This is a genomic window from Streptomyces malaysiensis subsp. samsunensis (assembly GCF_024519315.1).
In the GTDB taxonomy this organism is placed as follows: domain Bacteria; phylum Actinomycetota; class Actinomycetes; order Streptomycetales; family Streptomycetaceae; genus Streptomyces; species Streptomyces malaysiensis.
The window spans coordinates 186,117-202,234 of sequence record NZ_JANIIC010000001.1 but is presented as its reverse complement, the minus strand read 5'-3'; the positions used below and the strand labels follow the sequence as shown (position 1 = coordinate 202,234).

The 16,118-nt window shown below is 69.6% G+C and carries 15 protein-coding genes and 1 pseudogene; 9 read left to right on the top strand and 7 right to left on the bottom strand.

Annotated features, from left to right (window positions below; genetic code table 11):
- Positions 1-29: 29 nt before the first annotated feature.
- Complete coding sequence (locus tag NQU54_RS00885) at positions 30-1,052, bottom strand: hypothetical protein (protein ID WP_069865791.1); 1,023 nt, start codon at positions 1,050-1,052, stop codon at positions 30-32.
- Positions 1,053-1,300: 248 nt separating this feature from the next.
- The gene (gene pepN / locus NQU54_RS00880) at positions 1,301-3,919 is read right to left on the bottom strand and encodes an aminopeptidase N (protein WP_257629272.1); all 2,619 of its coding nucleotides are present in this window, start codon (positions 3,917-3,919) and stop codon (positions 1,301-1,303) included.
- A 169-nt stretch (positions 3,920-4,088) separates the two neighbouring features.
- Here pepN and NQU54_RS00875 point away from each other — a divergent pair, with 169 nt between their 5' ends.
- Positions 4,089-4,724, top strand: coding sequence for a mycothiol-dependent nitroreductase Rv2466c family protein (locus tag NQU54_RS00875; protein ID WP_069865796.1), 636 nt, complete (start codon positions 4,089-4,091; stop codon positions 4,722-4,724).
- A gap of 81 nt (positions 4,725-4,805) precedes the next feature.
- Here the strand turns inward: NQU54_RS00875 and NQU54_RS00870 are convergent, their stop codons facing one another.
- Entirely contained in the window at positions 4,806-5,399 is a 594-nt protein-coding gene (locus NQU54_RS00870) for a biotin transporter BioY (protein ID WP_069865798.1), read from the bottom strand.
- Between the two features lie 253 nt (positions 5,400-5,652).
- Between NQU54_RS00870 and NQU54_RS00865 the strand changes: the two genes are divergently transcribed.
- The gene (locus NQU54_RS00865; RefSeq protein ID WP_257629271.1) at positions 5,653-7,080 is read left to right on the top strand and encodes an amino acid permease; all 1,428 of its coding nucleotides are present in this window, start codon (positions 5,653-5,655) and stop codon (positions 7,078-7,080) included.
- On the opposite strand, the gene NQU54_RS00860 is transcribed toward NQU54_RS00865, so the two are convergent.
- Entirely contained in the window at positions 7,081-7,302 is a 222-nt protein-coding gene (locus tag NQU54_RS00860) for a tetratricopeptide repeat protein (RefSeq protein WP_257629270.1), read from the bottom strand.
- A 33-nt stretch (positions 7,303-7,335) separates the two neighbouring features.
- Here NQU54_RS00860 and NQU54_RS00855 point away from each other — a divergent pair, with 33 nt between their 5' ends.
- Entirely contained in the window at positions 7,336-7,977 is a 642-nt protein-coding gene (locus tag NQU54_RS00855; RefSeq protein ID WP_069865806.1) for a superoxide dismutase, read from the top strand.
- A 352-nt stretch (positions 7,978-8,329) separates the two neighbouring features.
- On the opposite strand, the gene NQU54_RS00850 is transcribed toward NQU54_RS00855, so the two are convergent.
- Both NQU54_RS00850 and NQU54_RS00845 read right to left on the bottom strand, forming a co-directional pair.
- Positions 8,330-8,890 carry a GNAT family N-acetyltransferase gene (locus NQU54_RS00850; RefSeq protein WP_257629269.1) on the bottom strand — a complete coding sequence of 187 codons (561 nt, stop codon included), beginning with the start codon at positions 8,888-8,890 and terminating at the stop codon, positions 8,330-8,332.
- Positions 8,887-10,152 carry an NsdA family TPR-like regulatory protein gene (locus NQU54_RS00845; protein ID WP_257629268.1) on the bottom strand — a complete coding sequence of 422 codons (1,266 nt, stop codon included), beginning with the start codon at positions 10,150-10,152 and terminating at the stop codon, positions 8,887-8,889. The genes NQU54_RS00850 and NQU54_RS00845 overlap by 4 nt, the downstream gene beginning before the upstream one ends.
- 174 nt (positions 10,153-10,326) lie before the next feature.
- On the opposite strand from NQU54_RS00845, the gene NQU54_RS00840 reads away from it, so the two are divergent.
- From NQU54_RS00840 to NQU54_RS49020, 4 genes and pseudogenes are all read left to right on the top strand, one after another.
- Positions 10,327-10,755 carry an ATP-binding protein gene (locus tag NQU54_RS00840; RefSeq protein WP_257629267.1) on the top strand — a complete coding sequence of 143 codons (429 nt, stop codon included), beginning with the start codon at positions 10,327-10,329 and terminating at the stop codon, positions 10,753-10,755.
- 25 nt (positions 10,756-10,780) lie between these two features.
- Positions 10,781-11,092, top strand: coding sequence for a putative ATP-grasp-modified RiPP (tgmA, locus tag NQU54_RS00835; RefSeq protein WP_257629266.1), 312 nt, complete (start codon positions 10,781-10,783; stop codon positions 11,090-11,092).
- Positions 11,089-12,036, top strand: a complete 948-nt coding sequence (tgmB, locus tag NQU54_RS00830; protein WP_257629265.1) for an ATP-grasp ribosomal peptide maturase — start codon at positions 11,089-11,091, stop codon at positions 12,034-12,036. Before tgmA ends, tgmB begins: the two co-directional genes overlap by 4 nt.
- Positions 11,928-12,668, top strand: a pseudogene (locus NQU54_RS49020) (methyltransferase domain-containing protein); the annotation flags it as partial. The gene tgmB and the pseudogene NQU54_RS49020, both read left to right, overlap by 109 nt.
- A 459-nt stretch (positions 12,669-13,127) precedes the next feature.
- On the opposite strand, the gene NQU54_RS00820 reads toward NQU54_RS49020, so the two are convergent.
- Positions 13,128-14,612 (bottom strand): amino acid permease, encoded by a 1,485-nt coding sequence (locus NQU54_RS00820; RefSeq protein ID WP_257629264.1) that lies wholly within the window; start codon positions 14,610-14,612, stop codon positions 13,128-13,130.
- Positions 14,613-14,793: 181 nt separating this feature from the next.
- Between NQU54_RS00820 and NQU54_RS00815 the strand changes: the two genes are divergently transcribed.
- Together NQU54_RS00815 and NQU54_RS00810 are read left to right on the top strand one after the other, a co-directional pair.
- Positions 14,794-15,282, top strand: a complete 489-nt coding sequence (locus tag NQU54_RS00815) for a ribose-5-phosphate isomerase (RefSeq protein WP_257629263.1) — start codon at positions 14,794-14,796, stop codon at positions 15,280-15,282.
- Positions 15,282-16,097, top strand: a complete 816-nt coding sequence (locus NQU54_RS00810; RefSeq protein WP_257629262.1) for an Fpg/Nei family DNA glycosylase — start codon at positions 15,282-15,284, stop codon at positions 16,095-16,097. Before NQU54_RS00815 ends, NQU54_RS00810 begins: the two co-directional genes overlap by 1 nt.
- Positions 16,098-16,118: the final 21 nt, after the last annotated feature.

The following is a 16,118-nucleotide window of genomic DNA, read 5'->3' as shown; positions in this document are numbered from 1 at the left end:
GGGCGCGCTCCCGCGAAGCCCCAGGGGCGTCAGCGCGGCAGGACCACCACATAGGAGGCCGGGTCGCGGTCGGCCGCCGCGACCAGGGCGGTACGGACCACCGCGGCCTGCTCCTCCGGGGACTCCCGGAGCTTCTTCGGGGTCATGCGCACGACCGTGATGCCGAGCCGCTCCAGGTGCTCGCGCTTGCGGCCGAGGCCGCCGCGCCAGACCTCCTCGTCCTGGCGCGGCGCCCGGGCGTCGATCTCCACCGCCACCGCCTGCTCACGCCAGTAGGCGTCCACCCCGCCGAGGGCGGGCCCGCCGGGCAGCCGCAGCTCCACGTTCCACAGAGGCTCGGGCAGATGGTGGCCGCGCACCATGTCGTACAGCCGCCCCTCGGCGATCGCCCGGCCCTCGGCCAGCAGCGCGTCCACGGCGTCCACGACATGGGGCCGGGACAGCAGCCGGGCCGAGTTCAGCTCGGCGACGAGGGCCGCGGCCTCGCAGTGGCCGTGGCGTACGGACTCGGTGAGCAGTCTGCGGACCAGCACGGCGTCGGTGAGCCGGGCGACCGCGTCGGCGAGGGCGCGGGCCACCGGGGCGGTGGGCACCCCCGCGAGGTACTGGGGGCCGGGCAGGGGGCCGCCCCGGACGAAGCGGACGAAGCCGGTGGCGCGCAGCCGCCGGGTGCGGGGCACCAGGACGTCGATGTGGTCGAGGGAGGCCAGCGGGGGAGCGGAGGAGAAGTGGCGCAGGGCGAGCGCGGCCAGCCCGGTGATCATCGCCTCGCCGTACGGACCGCCGTCCGGCCGCGGACCGTCGGCCCCCTGGCCACGGCTCGCGGTGTACAGCAGCGCGGCCAGCAGCCGCTCCTCGCTGGTCGCCGGGCCGGGGTGGAGCAGATGGACACCCGGCAGAAGCTGCTGCCAGGGCCCGTCGGCCCGGCTGCGCTCCGCGGCGACGGACGCGGTCACACCGTGCTCACGCAGCTGACGTGTCGTCAGGACGCGGCGCTGGACGTCCGAGAGGTGGTGGAGGGGGCGGGGGGACAGCGGCATGTTGTGGCTCATGCCACCGCCATTCCCGTCTCCGCTCCACCTGCTAACCGCTGTTACACAGTCGTCGACATAAGCGGACAATGCTGTACTAAAGTACGGCAGTTCGAATGCCGAAAGGGCTGCCCGGTGCCGGTCCGGAGCTTGTGCCCTGGGCCCTGTTCCGGTGCGGCCGTATCGCGCGATACGGCCGCACCGCGCGGACGTGGTGGGGCGCCGGGCGTCCGTGGGGGTGCCGGGCGTCCGATGGGGTGCCGGGTGCGTCAGGTGGTCGCCCTCGCGTCGCACTCCTGGCCGCGCAGGGCGCGGGCGAGGTCGTCGCGGGCCTCCAGGACCAGCCGGCGCAGTGCGGGCGCCGCGTCCGGGTGGCCGTCCAGCCAGGCGTCGGCCGCCTCCAGGGTGGGGGCGTCGCCCTGGGCGGCCGGGAACAGCCCGCGCACGATCGACATCCCGATCTCGATCGACCGCTCCTGCCAGACGCGCTCGATCACCTCGAAGTAGCGCGATGCGTACGGCGCCAGCAGATCCCGCTGCCCCGGCTGGTCGAAACCGGAGATGGTGGCCTCCACCAGCGCGTTGGAGAGCCGGTCGGACTCCACCACCGCGTCCCACGCCTCGGCCTTGACCGCGGCGGAGGGCCGGGCGGCCAGGCACCGCACCTGGTGGCGCTTGCCGGAGGCGGTGTCGTCGCGGGCCAGCTCGGCGGCGATCAGCGCCTCGTCGGCCTCACCGCTCGAGGCCAGCGCGGCCAGCAACGTCCAGCGCAGCTCCTGGTCCACATCCAGCCCGTCGATCCGGGCCGTGCCGTCCAGCAGCCCGCGCAGCAGCCGCAGCTCGGAGTCGGCGACGGCGACCTGGGCGAAGAACCGCGCCCAGGCCAGCTGGTGCCCACTGCCCGGCTCGGCCAGCCGCAGCTCGCTCAGCGCGCCCTCGGCCAGCCGGGCGGCCGCCTCCTCGCGCGCGTCCGGCGCCGAGTAGTGGTGCAGGGCGGACAGCGCCCACGCCTGGACCATCTGGAGCACCCCGATATCGCTCTCGGCCCCGGCGAACCGCCGCACCAGCTCCAGATAGTCGCGGGCGGGCAGCAGCGCGTCGCGGGTGAGGTTCCACAGCGCGGACCAGCTCAGCGCGCGGGCGAGCGGATCGGTCAGCTCGCCCAGGTGCTCGCGCAGGGTGTCCAGCGACCCCTCGTCGAAGCGGATCTTGCAGTAGGTGAGGTCGTCGTCGTTGACCAGGATCAGATCGGGCCGGGCGGCGCCGGTCAGCTCGGGGACGACCGTACGGGGGCCGTCGACGTCCACCTCGGCGCGGGCGTAACGCACCAGCGCCCCGGCGCGCTCATCGACCGGGGCCTCCTTGCGGTACAGCCCCACGGCCACCCGGTGCGGCCGCAGCGTCGGATGGCTCTCGGCGGCCTCCTGGACCACCGCCAGCTCGGTGATGTGCCCCTCGGCGTCATAGGTGGCGTGCGGTGTGAGCGCGTTGACCCCCGCGGTCTCCAGCCAGGCGCGCGACCAGGTGGCCATGTCCCGCCCCGAGGTCTCGCCGAGCACCGACAGCAGATCCGACAGCCGGGTGTTGCCGTACGCGTGCCGCTTGAAGTAGCGCCGCGCGCCCTCCAGGAAGGCGTCCTGCCCGACATAGGCCACCAGTTGCTTGAGCACGGACGCGCCCTTGGCGTAGGTGATCCCGTCGAAGTTGAGCTTGGCGTCCTCCAGGTCACGGATGTCGGCCGTGATCGGATGGGTGGAGGGCAGCTGGTCGGCGCGGTAGGCCCATGCCTTGCGGCGGTTGGCGAAGGTGATCCAGCCATCGGTGAAGCGGGTCGCCCCGACCAGGGAGAACGCCCCCATGAAGTCGGCGAACGACTCCTTGAGCCACAGGTCGTCCCACCACTCCATGGTCACCAGATCGCCGAACCACATATGCGCCATCTCGTGCAGGATGACGTTCGCCCGGCCCTCGTAGGACGCCTTCGTGACCTTGCCGCGGAAGATGAATTCCTCCCGGAAGGTCACACAGCCCGGGTTCTCCATCGCGCCGAGGTTGTACTCCGGCACGAACGCCTGGTCGTACTTGCCGAACGGGTACGGATAGTCGAAGTGGTCGTGGAAGAAGTCCAGGCCCTGCTTGGTGACGGTGAAGATGTCGTCCGCGTCGAAGTGCTTGGCCAGCCCCTTGCGGCACAGCGCGCCCAGCGGGATCTCCAGCTCCGAGCCGTCCGGCAGCGTGCGGCGGTAGTGGTCGCTCACATAGTGGTACGGACCGGCGACCACGGCCGTGATGTACGTCGAGATGGGCCGGGTGGTGACGAAGTGGCTGGTGGTGGCCCCGTCGCCGGCACCGGACGGCTCCACCCGGTCCACGTCCCCGTTGCTCAGCACCGTCCAGCCCTCCGGGGCGGTCACCGAGAAGGTGAACGGGGCCTTGAGGTCGGGCTGTTCGAAGTTGGCGAAGACCCGGCGGCAGTCGGCCGGCTCGTACTGGGTGTAGAGGTAGACCTCGCCGTCCTCCGGGTCCACGAAGCGGTGCAGCCCCTCGCCGGTGCGGCTGAAGGCGCACTGCGCGTCCACCACCAGCTCGTTCTCGGTGGCGAGGCCGTCCAGCGCGATCCGCGAGCCGTCGAAGACCGCCGCCGGGTCCAGCTCCCGCCCGTTGAGCCGCACCGAGGTCACGGAGGGCGCCAGCAGATCGGCGAAGGTCGCCGCGCCCGGCTCGGCGCAGCGGAAGCGGATGGCCGTCGTGGAGCGGTAGGTGCGCGGTCCGGACCCGGTGTGCTCACCGACCGCGGACCGCAGATCGAGCGCCACCTCATACGCCTCGACGGCCAGCAGCTTCGCCCGCTCACGGGCCTCGTCACGGGTCAGGTTCTCACCGGGCACGAGCGACTCCCTCGGCACTGTCTCGCATCTCGGATATCGGACAGCGGGAATCATGTCACGGTGCACCGACAGGCGGAATCGGGGAATGGGCTCCGTCCCGCCCGCGTTGGTTGAAGTAGCCAACTCTCTATTCGTTTGCGATATCTATGTGCCCGCCCGAGGAGAAACCGTGACCGAGACTGCCAAGACCCCCGCTGATTTCTGGTTCGATCCGCTGTGTCCCTGGGCCTGGATGACCTCGCGCTGGATGCTCGAGGTGGAGAAGGTGCGCCCGGTCGAGGTGCGTTGGCACGTCATGAGCCTCGCCGTGCTCAACGAGCCCAAGCTGGACGAGCTGCCCGAGGAGTACCGCGAGCTGCTGAAGACCGCCTGGGGCCCGGTGCGGGTCTGCATCGCCGCCGAGCAGAAGCACGGCAGCGAGGTCCTCGGCCCCCTCTACACCGCCCTCGGCACCCGCTTCCACAACCAGGGCCTGGAGAAGAGCCGCGAGACGATCGTGGCCGCCCTGGAGGAGGCCGGCCTCCCTGCCGACCTCGCCGACTACGCCGATTCCGACGCCTACGACACTGAGCTGCGCGCCTCCCACAAGGAGGGCATCGACCTGGTCGGCCAGGACGTGGGCACCCCTGTGATCGCCGTCCCCGGCTCGGACGGTGAGCAGATCGCCTTCTTCGGCCCGGTGGTCACCCCGGCCCCCAAGGGCGAGGAGGCCGCCAAGCTGTGGGACGGCACCCTGATGGTCGCCTCGATCCCCGGCTTCTACGAGATCAAGCGGACCCGCACGGTCGGCCCGATCTTCGACTGACGACCGATCTCCTCGGCCGCCGCCACGGCAGGGCCCCCGCGCGAGTCGACCGCGCGGGGGCCCTTTTTCTTCTCCGCCGGCTCAGCCCCGGCGGCCCACCAGCTTCCAGGCGGCCGGCAGCGCGCCCATCGCCAGCGCGGCCTTCAGCGCGTCGCCGATCAGGAACGGGGTGAGCCCGGCCGCGATCGCCTCGCCGAGGGAGATGTGGGTGGCCAGCGCGAGGTAGGGGACGCCCACGGCGTAGGTGACCGCGGAGCCGACCGCCATGGTGCCCGCGGTGCGCAGCACCCCTCGGTCGCCGCCGCGCCGGGCCAGCGCGCCCACCACGGTCGCCGCCAGCATCATGCCCAGCACATAGCCGAACGACGGCATGGCGGCACCGGAGGAGCCCTCGGCGAACCACGGCATGCCCGCCATGCCGACCAGGGTGTACAGCGCCAGCGACAGGAAGCCGCGCCGGGCGCCCAGCGAGGTGCCCACCAGCAGCGCGGCGAACGTCTGGCCGGTCACCGGCACCGGCGAGCCGGGGACGGGCACCGAGATCTGGGCGGCCAGGCCGGTGAGCACGGCGCCCCCGATGACCAGCGCGGTGTCCCGGGCCAGGACGCGCCGGGCGGGGAAGACCGCGTCCGCGAGGACCGTACCGGGCGAGGCGGCGGCAGAAACAGTGCTCATCAGCGAAGCTCCCAGGTCAGAGGGTGATACCGCGACGCTAACCCGGCGCGGGGGCCCCGGACACCGTCGGATGGCCACAAAGGCGGACGCATCGGGTTGGCGGCTTCCGGCAGACCTTCCCGATCGAGCGTGACATCGGCGTCCGATATCCAGAAAAGATCTTCCGCGATGTTGTCCCGCCAGGGCGCGCCCCTCACACTGGGGACGTTTTGCATCCGCCACCCCCGGCCCTCGTAAGGGACAGAGAAGAAGAATGAACCGGACATCCGCGTCCTCCGCGCCATCCGGCGCCGTCGAGGAGACGGGGGCGGGCGCGACCGCCGCGTCGTCGCTCTCCCACGGCCTCAAGCAGCGCCATCTGTCGATGATCGCCCTCGGAGGTGTGATCGGCGCGGGGCTGTTCGTCGGCTCCGGCGCCGGAATCGCCGCCGCCGGTCCGTCGATCGTGGTCGCCTATGTGCTGTCCGGGCTGCTGGTGCTGCTCGTGATGCGGATGCTCGGCGAGATGTCGGCGGCCAACCCGGCCTCCGGCTCGTTCTCCGTCCACGCCGAGCGGGCGATCGGGCCCTGGGCCGGGTTCACGGCGGGCTGGATGTTCTGGATCACGCTGTGCGTGGCCCTCGCCGCCGAGGCGATCGGCGCGGCCGGGATCATGGTCCAGTGGTTCCCGGGCACCGAATCCTGGATGTGGGTCGCCCTCTTCATGGCGATCTTCTGCGGAACGAACCTCGCGGCGGTCAGCAACTTCGGCGAGTTCGAGTTCTGGTTCGCCGCGCTGAAGATCGCCGCGATCACCATCTTCCTCGTCCTGGGCGTGCTCGCGATCCTCGGCGTCCTGCCGGGCACCGACGCCCCCGGCGGCTCCCATCTCAGCGGTGACGGCGGCTTCCTGCCCAACGGCGTGAACGGCCTGGTCGTCGGCCTGCTGGCGTCCGTCTTCGCCTACGGCGGCCTGGAGACGGTCACGATCGCGGCGGCCGAGTCCGAGAACCCGGTCAAGAGCGTCGCGGTCGCGGTGCGCACCGTGATGTGGCGCATCGCCCTCTTCTACGTCGGCTCGATGCTCATCGTGGTCACGCTCATCCCGTGGAACGACAAGGCCGTGGTCGAGCAGGGCCCGTACGTGGCCGTGCTCGACTACCTCGACATCCCGGCGGCCGGCGACATCATGAACGTGATCGTGCTGATCGCGCTGCTCTCCGCGATGAACGCCAACATCTACGGCGCCTCCCGCATGTCCTACTCCCTGGTCACCCGCGGCGAGGGCCCCGCCTTCCTGGGCCGGGTCACCGGCGGTGTGCCCCGCCTCACCGTGCTCGCCTCCTCCTTCTTCGGCTTCGTCGCGGTGCTGCTCAGCTACTGGTGGCCGGACACCATCTTCAAATGGCTGCTCAACATGGTCGGCGCCGCGGTGCTGGTGGTCTGGAGCTTCATCGCCGTCGCCCAGCTTCGGATGCGCACCCGCTTGCAGCGCGAGGCCCCGGAGAAGCTCGTGGTGAAGATGTGGCTCTTCCCCTACCTGACCTGGGTCGCGCTGGCCGGCACGGCCGGTGTGCTGGTCCTGATGCTCCGCGAGAGCGACACCCGCAGCCAGCTGTACGCCACGGCCGCGCTGGCGATCGCGCTCGCGATCACCGGAGCCGTACGGCAGCGGATGGCGACGGCGCGACAGCAGCCCTGATCAGGGCCGATCAGGCCGGGCTTCGCCTTCGGCCCGCCATTCGGCAAGCCACTCGCGGTTCTCCACGACGAACGGGTGCTGGGTTCCCAGCACCCGTTCGCGGCGTTTGATGAGCTCCCTGAGCGCCCCGACGGCCTCGTCCAGCTTGCCCCATGCGGTGCTGGAGCGGCCGGAGTACGTCCGGTGGCGCAAAACGCTCTTGCTGATAGCGTGTACTTGCAAGTTAATTGCAATAAGCGGTCCGAAGGGCTTCGCATGGCCATCTACACACTTCCTGAACTTCCGTACGACTACTCGGCGCTGGCCCCGGTCATCAGCCCCGAGATCATCGAGCTGCACCACGACAAGCACCACGCCGCCTACGTCAAGGGCGCGAACGACACGATGGAGCAGCTCGCGGAGGCACGGGACAAGGATCAGTGGGGCTCGATCAACGGGCTCGAGAAGAACCTGGCCTTCCATCTGTCCGGCCACATCCTGCACAGCATCTACTGGCACAACATGACCGGCGACGGCGGCGGCGAGCCGCTGGAGAAGGACGGGGTCGGAGAGCTGGCCGGCGCCATCGCCGAGGACTTCGGCTCCTTCGCGGGCCTCAAGGCCCAGCTGTCCAAGGCCGCGGCCACCACCCAGGGTTCGGGCTGGGGCGTGCTGGCGTACGAGCCGGTCAGCGCGCGGCTGGTGGTGGAGCAGGTCTACGACCACCAGGGGAACGTGGGCCAGGGCTCGGTGCCGATCCTGGTCTTCGACGCTTGGGAGCACGCCTTCTATTTGCAGTACAAGAACCAGAAGGTGGACTTCATCGAGGCCATGTGGAAGGTCGTCAACTGGCAGGATGTGGCCCGCCGCTACACGGCCGCCAAGGAGCGCGCCCACAACCTGCTGCTGGCCCCGTAACCCGTAACCCGTGACTCCGTAACCCGGAGCGCCCACCAGACCACCTGCTTGCGTGATCGTCTTCTCACCGAACACACGGGCAGGCGGAAAAGGGGCCCCCGCGCGGTCGACTCGCGCGGGGGCCCTGCGTTTCGGTCAGGAGAGGGCGGAGGCGTGCCGGTCGCCCGCGCGGAGGGTGATCGGTCGCGGGGCGGCCGGCCGGTCGGTGACACGAGGCGTGCGTGGGGAAACTGTCCCCTGACGTCACCCCGCCCCGAGGGAGTCCTCACCGTGCCCGCTCCGACCCACCGCACGTGTCGCCCCGGACTACCGGGACTGACGCAGCGGTCGGAACGGAGAACAAGACCTCGGGTCAGGGGCGGAGCGGGTCGCGCATCATGGCGGCGAACACCGGAGAGTCGGGGAACGGCTGCTGCGTTCCGATCTGGCGGTATCTCCAGGACTCGTAGACGGCCTTCAGACGGCCGTTCGCAGTCTGCGGGTTGACCAGGAGCGTGACGCGTTGTTCTTCGCGTCCGGCAAGCAGTTCTTCGTGGAGCCGACGGGCAATGCCGGTTCCCCGCCAGGGGGCTCGGACGAGGATTTCGTTCAGGGCCAGAGTCCGGTCACCCGTCTCCTGGGTGTAGTCCTTCGGGAGGGGCGGCTCCATGTCCTCCCACCACGCGGTGCTGGGGCCGAGTGGTGTTGCGAAGACGTAGCCCACCGGCTCGCCTGCCTCCTCGGCGACAACTGTTTCCCAGCCGGGACGGGAGGCATAGCCGCTCAGGCGTTCGTCGAAGCGGTCGACGGCATAGAAGGGCCGATCCAACATGCCGAAGTCCCCGCGTACCTCGACGTGAACATCAAGCAGGAGCTGACGCACCTTCTCCACGTCGGTCACGTGGCGGAAACTGACGGAGCTGGCATCGGTCATGCGATCGCCGTCCTATGGTCGAGCCAAGCGTGGGCTTCGCGGGTGTCTGGTGCCATGGCATTCAGCCGGTGTGCGAAATCGCCCAGAATTTTGCGGACGCGTCCTTGCCGGGCCATTTCCGCAGGGACAGCTCGGGCGGTGGCTACCGCCGGTTCGATGTCGCCCTGACCAAGCTGCGCGAGGGCGAGATTGGCGCGGGTCAGGGCGCGGTTGCGCTCCAGATCGGGGCGCAGCCCGGTGAGGCAACGGTGAGCACGATGTTCCGCCTCCGCCCACTGGCCAAGACTGAGGTACGCGAACGTGGCCAGGTTGTCGAGCTCAGCTTGGTCGAAGAAGCGCATCCACGCCGGCCTGCGGAGGGATTGATCGGCGCGGTCGAACGCTTCCTGCGCCTGGTCGAGCGTGCGTAAGGCCGCCTTCGCATCGCCGGAGTCGGCATGGTCAACCGAAAGACGTGCCAGCGCGAGCGAGGCGAATAAGGGATCCCGACGGGTGATCGCCGTGGCACGTGAGGCTTCGGAGGCGGCCATGGCGTCGGTGTGACGACCGAGCTGGTAGTAGAGCGCGCTGGCGTGACCCCAGACTCTGAACTGCACGGCTGAATCGCCCGCCAGCCCTGACAGCGTCACGGCCTGGTTCAGATGGTCCTGTGCGACGTCCAGGCGGCGGCCATCGATGGCGGCCCACATGGCGCTGGTCGCGAAGGCGGCGGCGACGGCGTACAGCTCAGATCGGATACGGCTCGAGGCGGTACCGCCCTGTTGCAGGCTCAAGGTTTCCCTGGCGAGGGCGGCTGAGTGTCGCTCAAGATCCAGTGTGCCGCCATAGCGGTCGTCCATGGCCACCAAGGCGGCGAGCTTGCCGTTCAGACGGTCTACATCGGCGGACCCCAAACGACGCGGAAACGCGGCGTTGGGTGCGGCCAAAGACGCACCGGCGGCAGTCGCAGCCGTAAGGAAGGCACGTCGGTACAAGGGATCCTCCTCAGGAGAGGCAGGAATCGGGCCAGTTGGGCGGCCCCTCGGTTGGAACTCTAACTGGACGGGCGTGTGGCCGGTGACCCGTTCCAGAGCGACTCGCTGGCGCGCATGGGGCCAGGCGATTTCACCCGAAAGCCAGCGGAAGACGCCCCGTTCGGTGCATGTGCCGTACGAGCCTGTGAATTCGGCGATCGCGGAATTGAGCCGCTCGGCGAGCTCGTTGGTGGTGACCTTGTGCTCGGCCATCCAGGCGGCGAGCGCATCATTGCGTGTTCGCGGCATAGCGGAACGTTAGATGATCCATCGTCCGATGTGGCCCCCAAAAACGTCAAAACGACAGGGCTCCGCCTGTGGGTCACCTATGGATACGGCATGCACACACGGAACTCCTCTCGGTTACCTGGTTGTCCGCGGACGCACTTCGCTCCATGCTCCGCTCTCCAGGAAGGACCGACCATGCCCGTGCAGCCCTCGAATGACACGCGCCCCGCCGCGACCGGCCGCCCTGCTTACAGCCAGTCGCTGCCGTGCGAGGCGGAGTCGGCGATACGGGCCCGGCGTCTGGTGCGTGCCGCGTGCACGGGGCTGGCCGATCTCGCCGATGCGGGAGCGCTGATCGTCTCCGAACTGGTCGCCAACGCCGTCGCCCACAGCGGCAGCCACTGTCTTCGCGTCACCGTCTCCCGTCCGGGCCCGCGCTGGGTGCGGGTAGCCGTCATCGACAAGTCCCGCACGTACCCGGTGCGTCGGACGCCGGGCGCGGAGGACGAGAACGGGCGGGGGCTGGCGATAGTCGAGGCCATCAGCGCCCGTTGGGGCACGGACGGGCTGCCCTGGGGGAAACGCGTCTGGGCCGAGTTACGTGCGCCCCACGAAGAGAAGTGATCCACCACCGTCAGGAGGCATCCGCATGTTCGCTCACTCCGACCGGCTCCCCGCCGGGACCCCCTTGTCCTCGGGGGCCATCAGCCCCGTCCCCTGGGGCTTACGACGCATGGCCCCCTATCCGGCCTTCGCCCCGGAATACGCTCGCGCGGAACTGGATCCGGTGACCCAGACGACCCGCTATTTCAACGCCCGCGGTCAGGCGATGGAGATGCCGGGCCATGGAACCAGTACGGGCACCAATCCCGCCACGAACACGGGCAACCCGTCGGACGGCGCTGGGCCCGGCGGTTCCGGCGGCGGTGACCAGGACACCGGGAACGACAGCGACCAGTGATCGACACACGCCCGGTACTGGTCGTCACCAATCTGGACGACCCCACGACCGACCTGGTGATCGAGGAACTGCACGGCAGGGGCACCCCGGTCGTGCGCTTCGACTCCGGAGATTTCCCCTCCACACTGTCGGTCGCGGCCACCGTCACACGGACCGGTATCGCCGGAACGCCGACCACACCTTCCAGGACCGCCGATCTCACCCGCGTACGCTCCTTGTACTACCGGAGGCCCACCGGGTTCGCCTTTCCGCATCTGGACGACCAGACGGCACGCTTCGCCATCACCCAGGCCCGATACGGCCTGGGTGGCGTACTGGCCGCCTTGCCCGGCTGCTTCTACGTCAACCATCCGCACCGCATCGGAGACGCCGAGTTCAAGCCTTCCGGCCTCGCTGCCGCCGCCGAGGCCGGTTTCCGTATCCCGCCAACGCTGATCACCAGTGCCCCGGACGCGGCTAGGGCGTTCATCAGGCGCCATGCTCCGGTGATCTACAAACCGCTGTCCACACCGCTGTACCGCGTCGGGGGCGTGTCGTGCACGGTGAAGGTAGCCGATGTCGCGGCTGACGAGATCGAACGGGGTGTGGCCGGCACGGCCCATCTGTTCCAGCAACGCGTGGACAAGGTGGCGGACGTCCGGGTGACGGTGATCGGCAGGCGGGTGTTCTGCGTCCGGATCGGCTCCGACCTGCTGGACTGGCGTACCGACTACAGCCGATTGACCTACGACGTCGTCCAGCCACCGGACGGGATCACCGAGGCGCTGTTCGGCTACCTCACCCACTTCGGGCTGGTCTTCGGCGCTTTTGACTTCGCGGTGGACCGGGACGGGCGATGGTGGTTTCCGGAATGCAATCCCTCCGGCCAGTGGGCGTGGCTGGAACCGGAGACCGGGCTGCCGATGGTGGCGGCGATGGCAGACCTGCTGGAGAGGAAGCCGTGATGAGGGACGACGAACGGCTTCGGATGCGGCTCGGCGAGCGTCTGAGGGAAGCGGACTGTCTGCGCACCGCGCCATGGCGGGTGGCCGTGGAGGCTGTCCCACGTCATGAATTTCTGCGGGGCGGATTTTTCGAGCAGGTCCCAGGGACCTCACCGACCGCATGGCGCCCCGTGCTTCCGGACGGGGACGGGCGGTGGCTGGAACGCTGCTACGCCGATGAATCCCTGGTCACTCAGATCGCGGGCACAGTGGTTCCCGGAGATCTCCGGGGAGAGATCATGCGGGCCCCCACCTCGTCCAGCACGATGCCGAGCCTCGTCGTGAGGATGTTGGAAGAGCTACGGGTCGAGGACGGACACCGCGTCCTGGAGATCGGCACCGGTACCGGCTACTCGACCGCTCTGCTGTGCCATCGGCTCGGCGATGGATCGGTGGTGTCGGTCGAGGTGGACCGCGAGGTGTCCGGGCGAGCTGCCGCTCCCCTGGGAGCCTGCGGCTACCGGCCGGAGCTGGTAGTCGGCGACGGTCGGGCGGGGCACCGGGACGGCGCTCCCTACGACCGGGTGATCGCCACTTGCGGGGCCCTGACCATGCCCCGGAACTGGATCGACCAGACCAAGCCCGGCGGAATCGTGCTCGCCACAGTGGGCGGCTGGTTGTACGCCTCCGAACTGGCCCGGCTCACCGTTCACGGCGACGGCACGGCGTCCGGCCGCTTTCTCGGTGGACAGATCTCGTTCATGCTGGCCCGCCCGCACCTACCCCCGCCGCTTGGTCTGCTCCCTGACCTCGGCAGCGGGGAGGAGCGACTGACGACACTCGGCCCCAACCTGCTGACAGGGGACTGGACGGCCCGGTTCATCGCCCAGCTCGCGGCCCCCCGCGCCCACCCTCGACATCGTGCCCGGCGTCGGGCACCGGGGCATGGGGGTGCTGGACGCGGTCCGGCGCTTCGCGGAGCGGATCCTTCCGCGCGTCGTCTGAGCCGGGGCGCAGGGCCCCTGGGCGTACCCCTGAACACTGCTGTGCCCCTGGGCGGCGGTATACGGGCCGCCGCCCAGGGGCACGGGGAATCAGCAGAGCGCGCGCTCCTACCGGGCCGCCGTCTCCTCGGCGGAGGCGTCGGTGGCGGCATCGGCGGACGTGGCCGCAGCGGGCCGGGGGCCGCCGGTGATCCGGTCCCGGACCAGGGCGAGGGCCACCACGAGCACGGCCACCAGCGCGGAGAGGATCACCTGCTCGCGCCCGTCCTTGTCGGTGAGCATATAGACCAGGACGAACGAGATCATCGCGATCGTCGCCCAGGTCAGATACGGGAACAGCCACATCCGGACGATCAGCTTCTCGGGGTTCTCACGCAGGATCATCCCGCGCATCCGCAGCTGGCTGAAGCAGATCACCAGCCATACGAAGAGCGCGACCGCACCCGAGGAGTTCAGCAGGAAGGTGAAGACCGTGTCCGGCCACTGGTAGTTGAACCAGACCGCGACGAAGCCGAAGACGACCGAGCCGAGGATCGCGGCTTGCGGGACGCCGCGGCTGTTGGTGCGGGCGAAGGCGGCCGGGGCGTCACCGCGCCGGCCGAGCGAGAAGGCCATGCGTGAGGCGGTGTAGAGGCCGGAGTTCAGACACGAGAGCACCGCGGTCAGCACGATCACGTTCATGATGTCGCCGGCGTGCGGAATGCCGATCGAGTCGAGCGCCGCGACATAGCTGCCCTTGTCGGCGATCGCCTTGGCGTCCCAGGGCAGCAGGGTGATCACGACGAAGATCGAGCCCAGGTAGAAGACCGCGATACGCCAGATCACGCTGTTGGTGGCCTTGGTGACGGCCCGCTGCGGGTTCGCGGACTCACCGGCCGCGAGGGTGACGATCTCGCTGCCCATGAAGGAGAAGACCACCAGCAGTATGCCGGTGAGGATGGCGCCCGGCCCGTTCGGCAGGAAGCCGCCGCTGTCGGTGAGGTGGCCCAGACCCGCGCCCTCGTTGTCCGAATGCGGCAGCAGCCCGAAAACCGCGAGCCCGCCGATCACGATGAACGCGCCGATCGCCACGACCTTGATCCCGGCGAACCAGAACTCGAACTCACCGTAGGAGCCGACCGAGACCAGGTTGGTCGCGGTGAGCACCACCATCACGATCAGCGCCCAGCCCCACTGCGGGACGGCCGGCCACCAGCCCTCCAGGATCTTGGCGCCGGCGGTGGCCTCGACCGCCAGCACCACGACCCAGAAGAACCAGTACAGCCAGCCGATGGAGAAACCGGCCCAGCGGCCGAGCGCCCGGTCGGCGTAGGCCGAGAAGGAGCCGGAGGTGGGATTGGCGGCGGACATTTCGCCGAGCATCCGCATGACGAAGACGACCATGAGGCCGACCAGCGCATACGAGATGAGAATGCCGGGCCCGGCCTTCGCGATACCCGCGCTGGAGCCGACGAAGAGACCGGCGCCGATCACCCCGCCGATCGCGATCATCGAGAGATGGCGGTTCTTGAGCCCCGCCTTGAGGCCGTCGGGAGAACCCGGGTCGCCGGGTGGCTGCTGCCCCTCCGGCTTGGTCGCAGATTGTGCGCTCATGTGCTCGATTCCTTTGCTCTCGGGTTACGAGCGACGCCAGTGAATCTCAGGAGGTCCGCCAGTTGAACCTTTGATTCCAGATCGTTACTTGAGGTTTTCATGAGGTTCTTTGGCATTTCAGAGATTTATGCGACGCCTACCCGAGGCGGCGGCGATCACACGGCCATGACAGACTCGGTACATGCGCGTGTACCTCGGCTCCGACCATGCCGGTTTCGAATTCAAGAACCACCTCGTGGAGTGGCTCAAGGCGGCCGGCCATGAGCCCGTCGACTGCGGCCCGCACATCTACGACCCGCAGGACGACTACCCGCCGTTCTGCCTGCGTGCCGCGGAGCGGACCGCCGCCGACCCGGAGAGTCTCGGCATCGTCATCGGCGGTTCCGGCAATGGTGAGCAGATCGCGGCGAACAAGGTCAAGGGAGTGCGCGCGGCGCTGGCCTGGAGCGAGGAGACCGCGTCCCTCGGCCGTGAGCACAACAACGCCAATGTGATCAGCGTGGGCGCCCGGATGCACACCCAGGACGAGGCGACCAAGTTCGTCGAGGTCTTCCTGAACACCCCGTACTCCGGCGAGGAGCGGCACACCCGCCGTATCGAGATGCTCACCGGCTACGAGACCACCGGCGAGCTGCCGCCCATCCCGGCCCACCACCCGCAAGGCGACTGATGCCCGAAGGGCACACCATCCACCGGCTGGCCGCCGACCACGTCGAGACCTTCGGCGGCCGGCCCGTCCGGGCCACTAGCCCCCAGGGGAAGTTCGCCGACGGCGCCGGGCTGATCGACGGTCAGCCGCTGCGCCACGCCGAGGCGCACGGCAAGCACCTCTTCCTGGACTTCGCGGCCACCGGGTGGGTCCATGTCCACCTGGGGCTCTTCGGTACGTACGCCTTCGGCCCGGCCCCCGCCCCGCCGCCCACCGACACCGTCCGGCTGCGACTGGCGAACCCCGAGGGGTACGCGGATCTGCGCGGCCCGACCGCCTGTGCGCTGATCACCGATGGCGAGAAGCAGGCGATCCACGACCGGCTGGGCCCCGATCCGCTGCGCCCGGCGGACGACGGGGAGCGGGCCTGGGCCCGGATCTCCCGCAGCCGCGTCAGCGTGGCCGCGCTGCTCATGGACCAGAAGGTGATCGCCGGTGTGGGGAACGTCTACCGCGCCGAGGTGCTCTTCCGGCACGGCATCGACCCCTACCGGCCCGGCCGTGCGCTGACCCGCGCCGAATGGGACGCGATATGGGCCGATCTGGTGGTGCTGATGCGCGAGGGGGTGCGGAACAACCGGATCGACACCGTCCGCCCCGAGCACATCCCCGAGGCGATGGGCCGCCCGCCGCGCGTGGACGACCACGGCGGTGAGGTCTATGTCTACCGGCGCGCCGGACAGCCCTGCCATGTCTGCGGTGGCGAGATCCGCACCGCCGATCTCGCCGCCCGCAACCTCTTCTGGTGCCCCGACTGCCAGAGCCCCTTGTCCTGACCCTTGCCTGGCTGTCGCGGA

Bases quoted from the DNA above. Each gene is read 5' to 3' on its own strand.
- NQU54_RS00885 (WP_069865791.1), bottom strand. From the start codon at position 1,052: ATGAGCCACAACATGCCGCTGTCCCCCCGCCCCCTCCACCACCTCTCG.
- NQU54_RS00870 (WP_069865798.1), bottom strand. From the start codon at position 5,399: ATGAGCACTGTTTCTGCCGCCGCCTCGCCCGGTACGGTCCTCGCGGAC.
- NQU54_RS00865 (WP_257629271.1), top strand. From the start codon at position 5,653: ATGAACCGGACATCCGCGTCCTCCGCGCCATCCGGCGCCGTCGAGGAG.
- NQU54_RS00855 (WP_069865806.1), top strand. From the start codon at position 7,336: ATGGCCATCTACACACTTCCTGAACTTCCGTACGACTACTCGGCGCTG.
- NQU54_RS00850 (WP_257629269.1), bottom strand. From the start codon at position 8,890: ATGACCGATGCCAGCTCCGTCAGTTTCCGCCACGTGACCGACGTGGAG.
- NQU54_RS00845 (WP_257629268.1), bottom strand. From the start codon at position 10,152: ATGCCGCGAACACGCAATGATGCGCTCGCCGCCTGGATGGCCGAGCAC.
- NQU54_RS00840 (WP_257629267.1), top strand. From the start codon at position 10,327: ATGCCCGTGCAGCCCTCGAATGACACGCGCCCCGCCGCGACCGGCCGC.
- tgmA (WP_257629266.1), top strand. From the start codon at position 10,781: ATGTTCGCTCACTCCGACCGGCTCCCCGCCGGGACCCCCTTGTCCTCG.
- NQU54_RS00820 (WP_257629264.1), bottom strand. From the start codon at position 14,612: ATGAGCGCACAATCTGCGACCAAGCCGGAGGGGCAGCAGCCACCCGGC.
- NQU54_RS00815 (WP_257629263.1), top strand. From the start codon at position 14,794: ATGCGCGTGTACCTCGGCTCCGACCATGCCGGTTTCGAATTCAAGAAC.
- NQU54_RS00810 (WP_257629262.1), top strand. From the start codon at position 15,282: ATGCCCGAAGGGCACACCATCCACCGGCTGGCCGCCGACCACGTCGAG.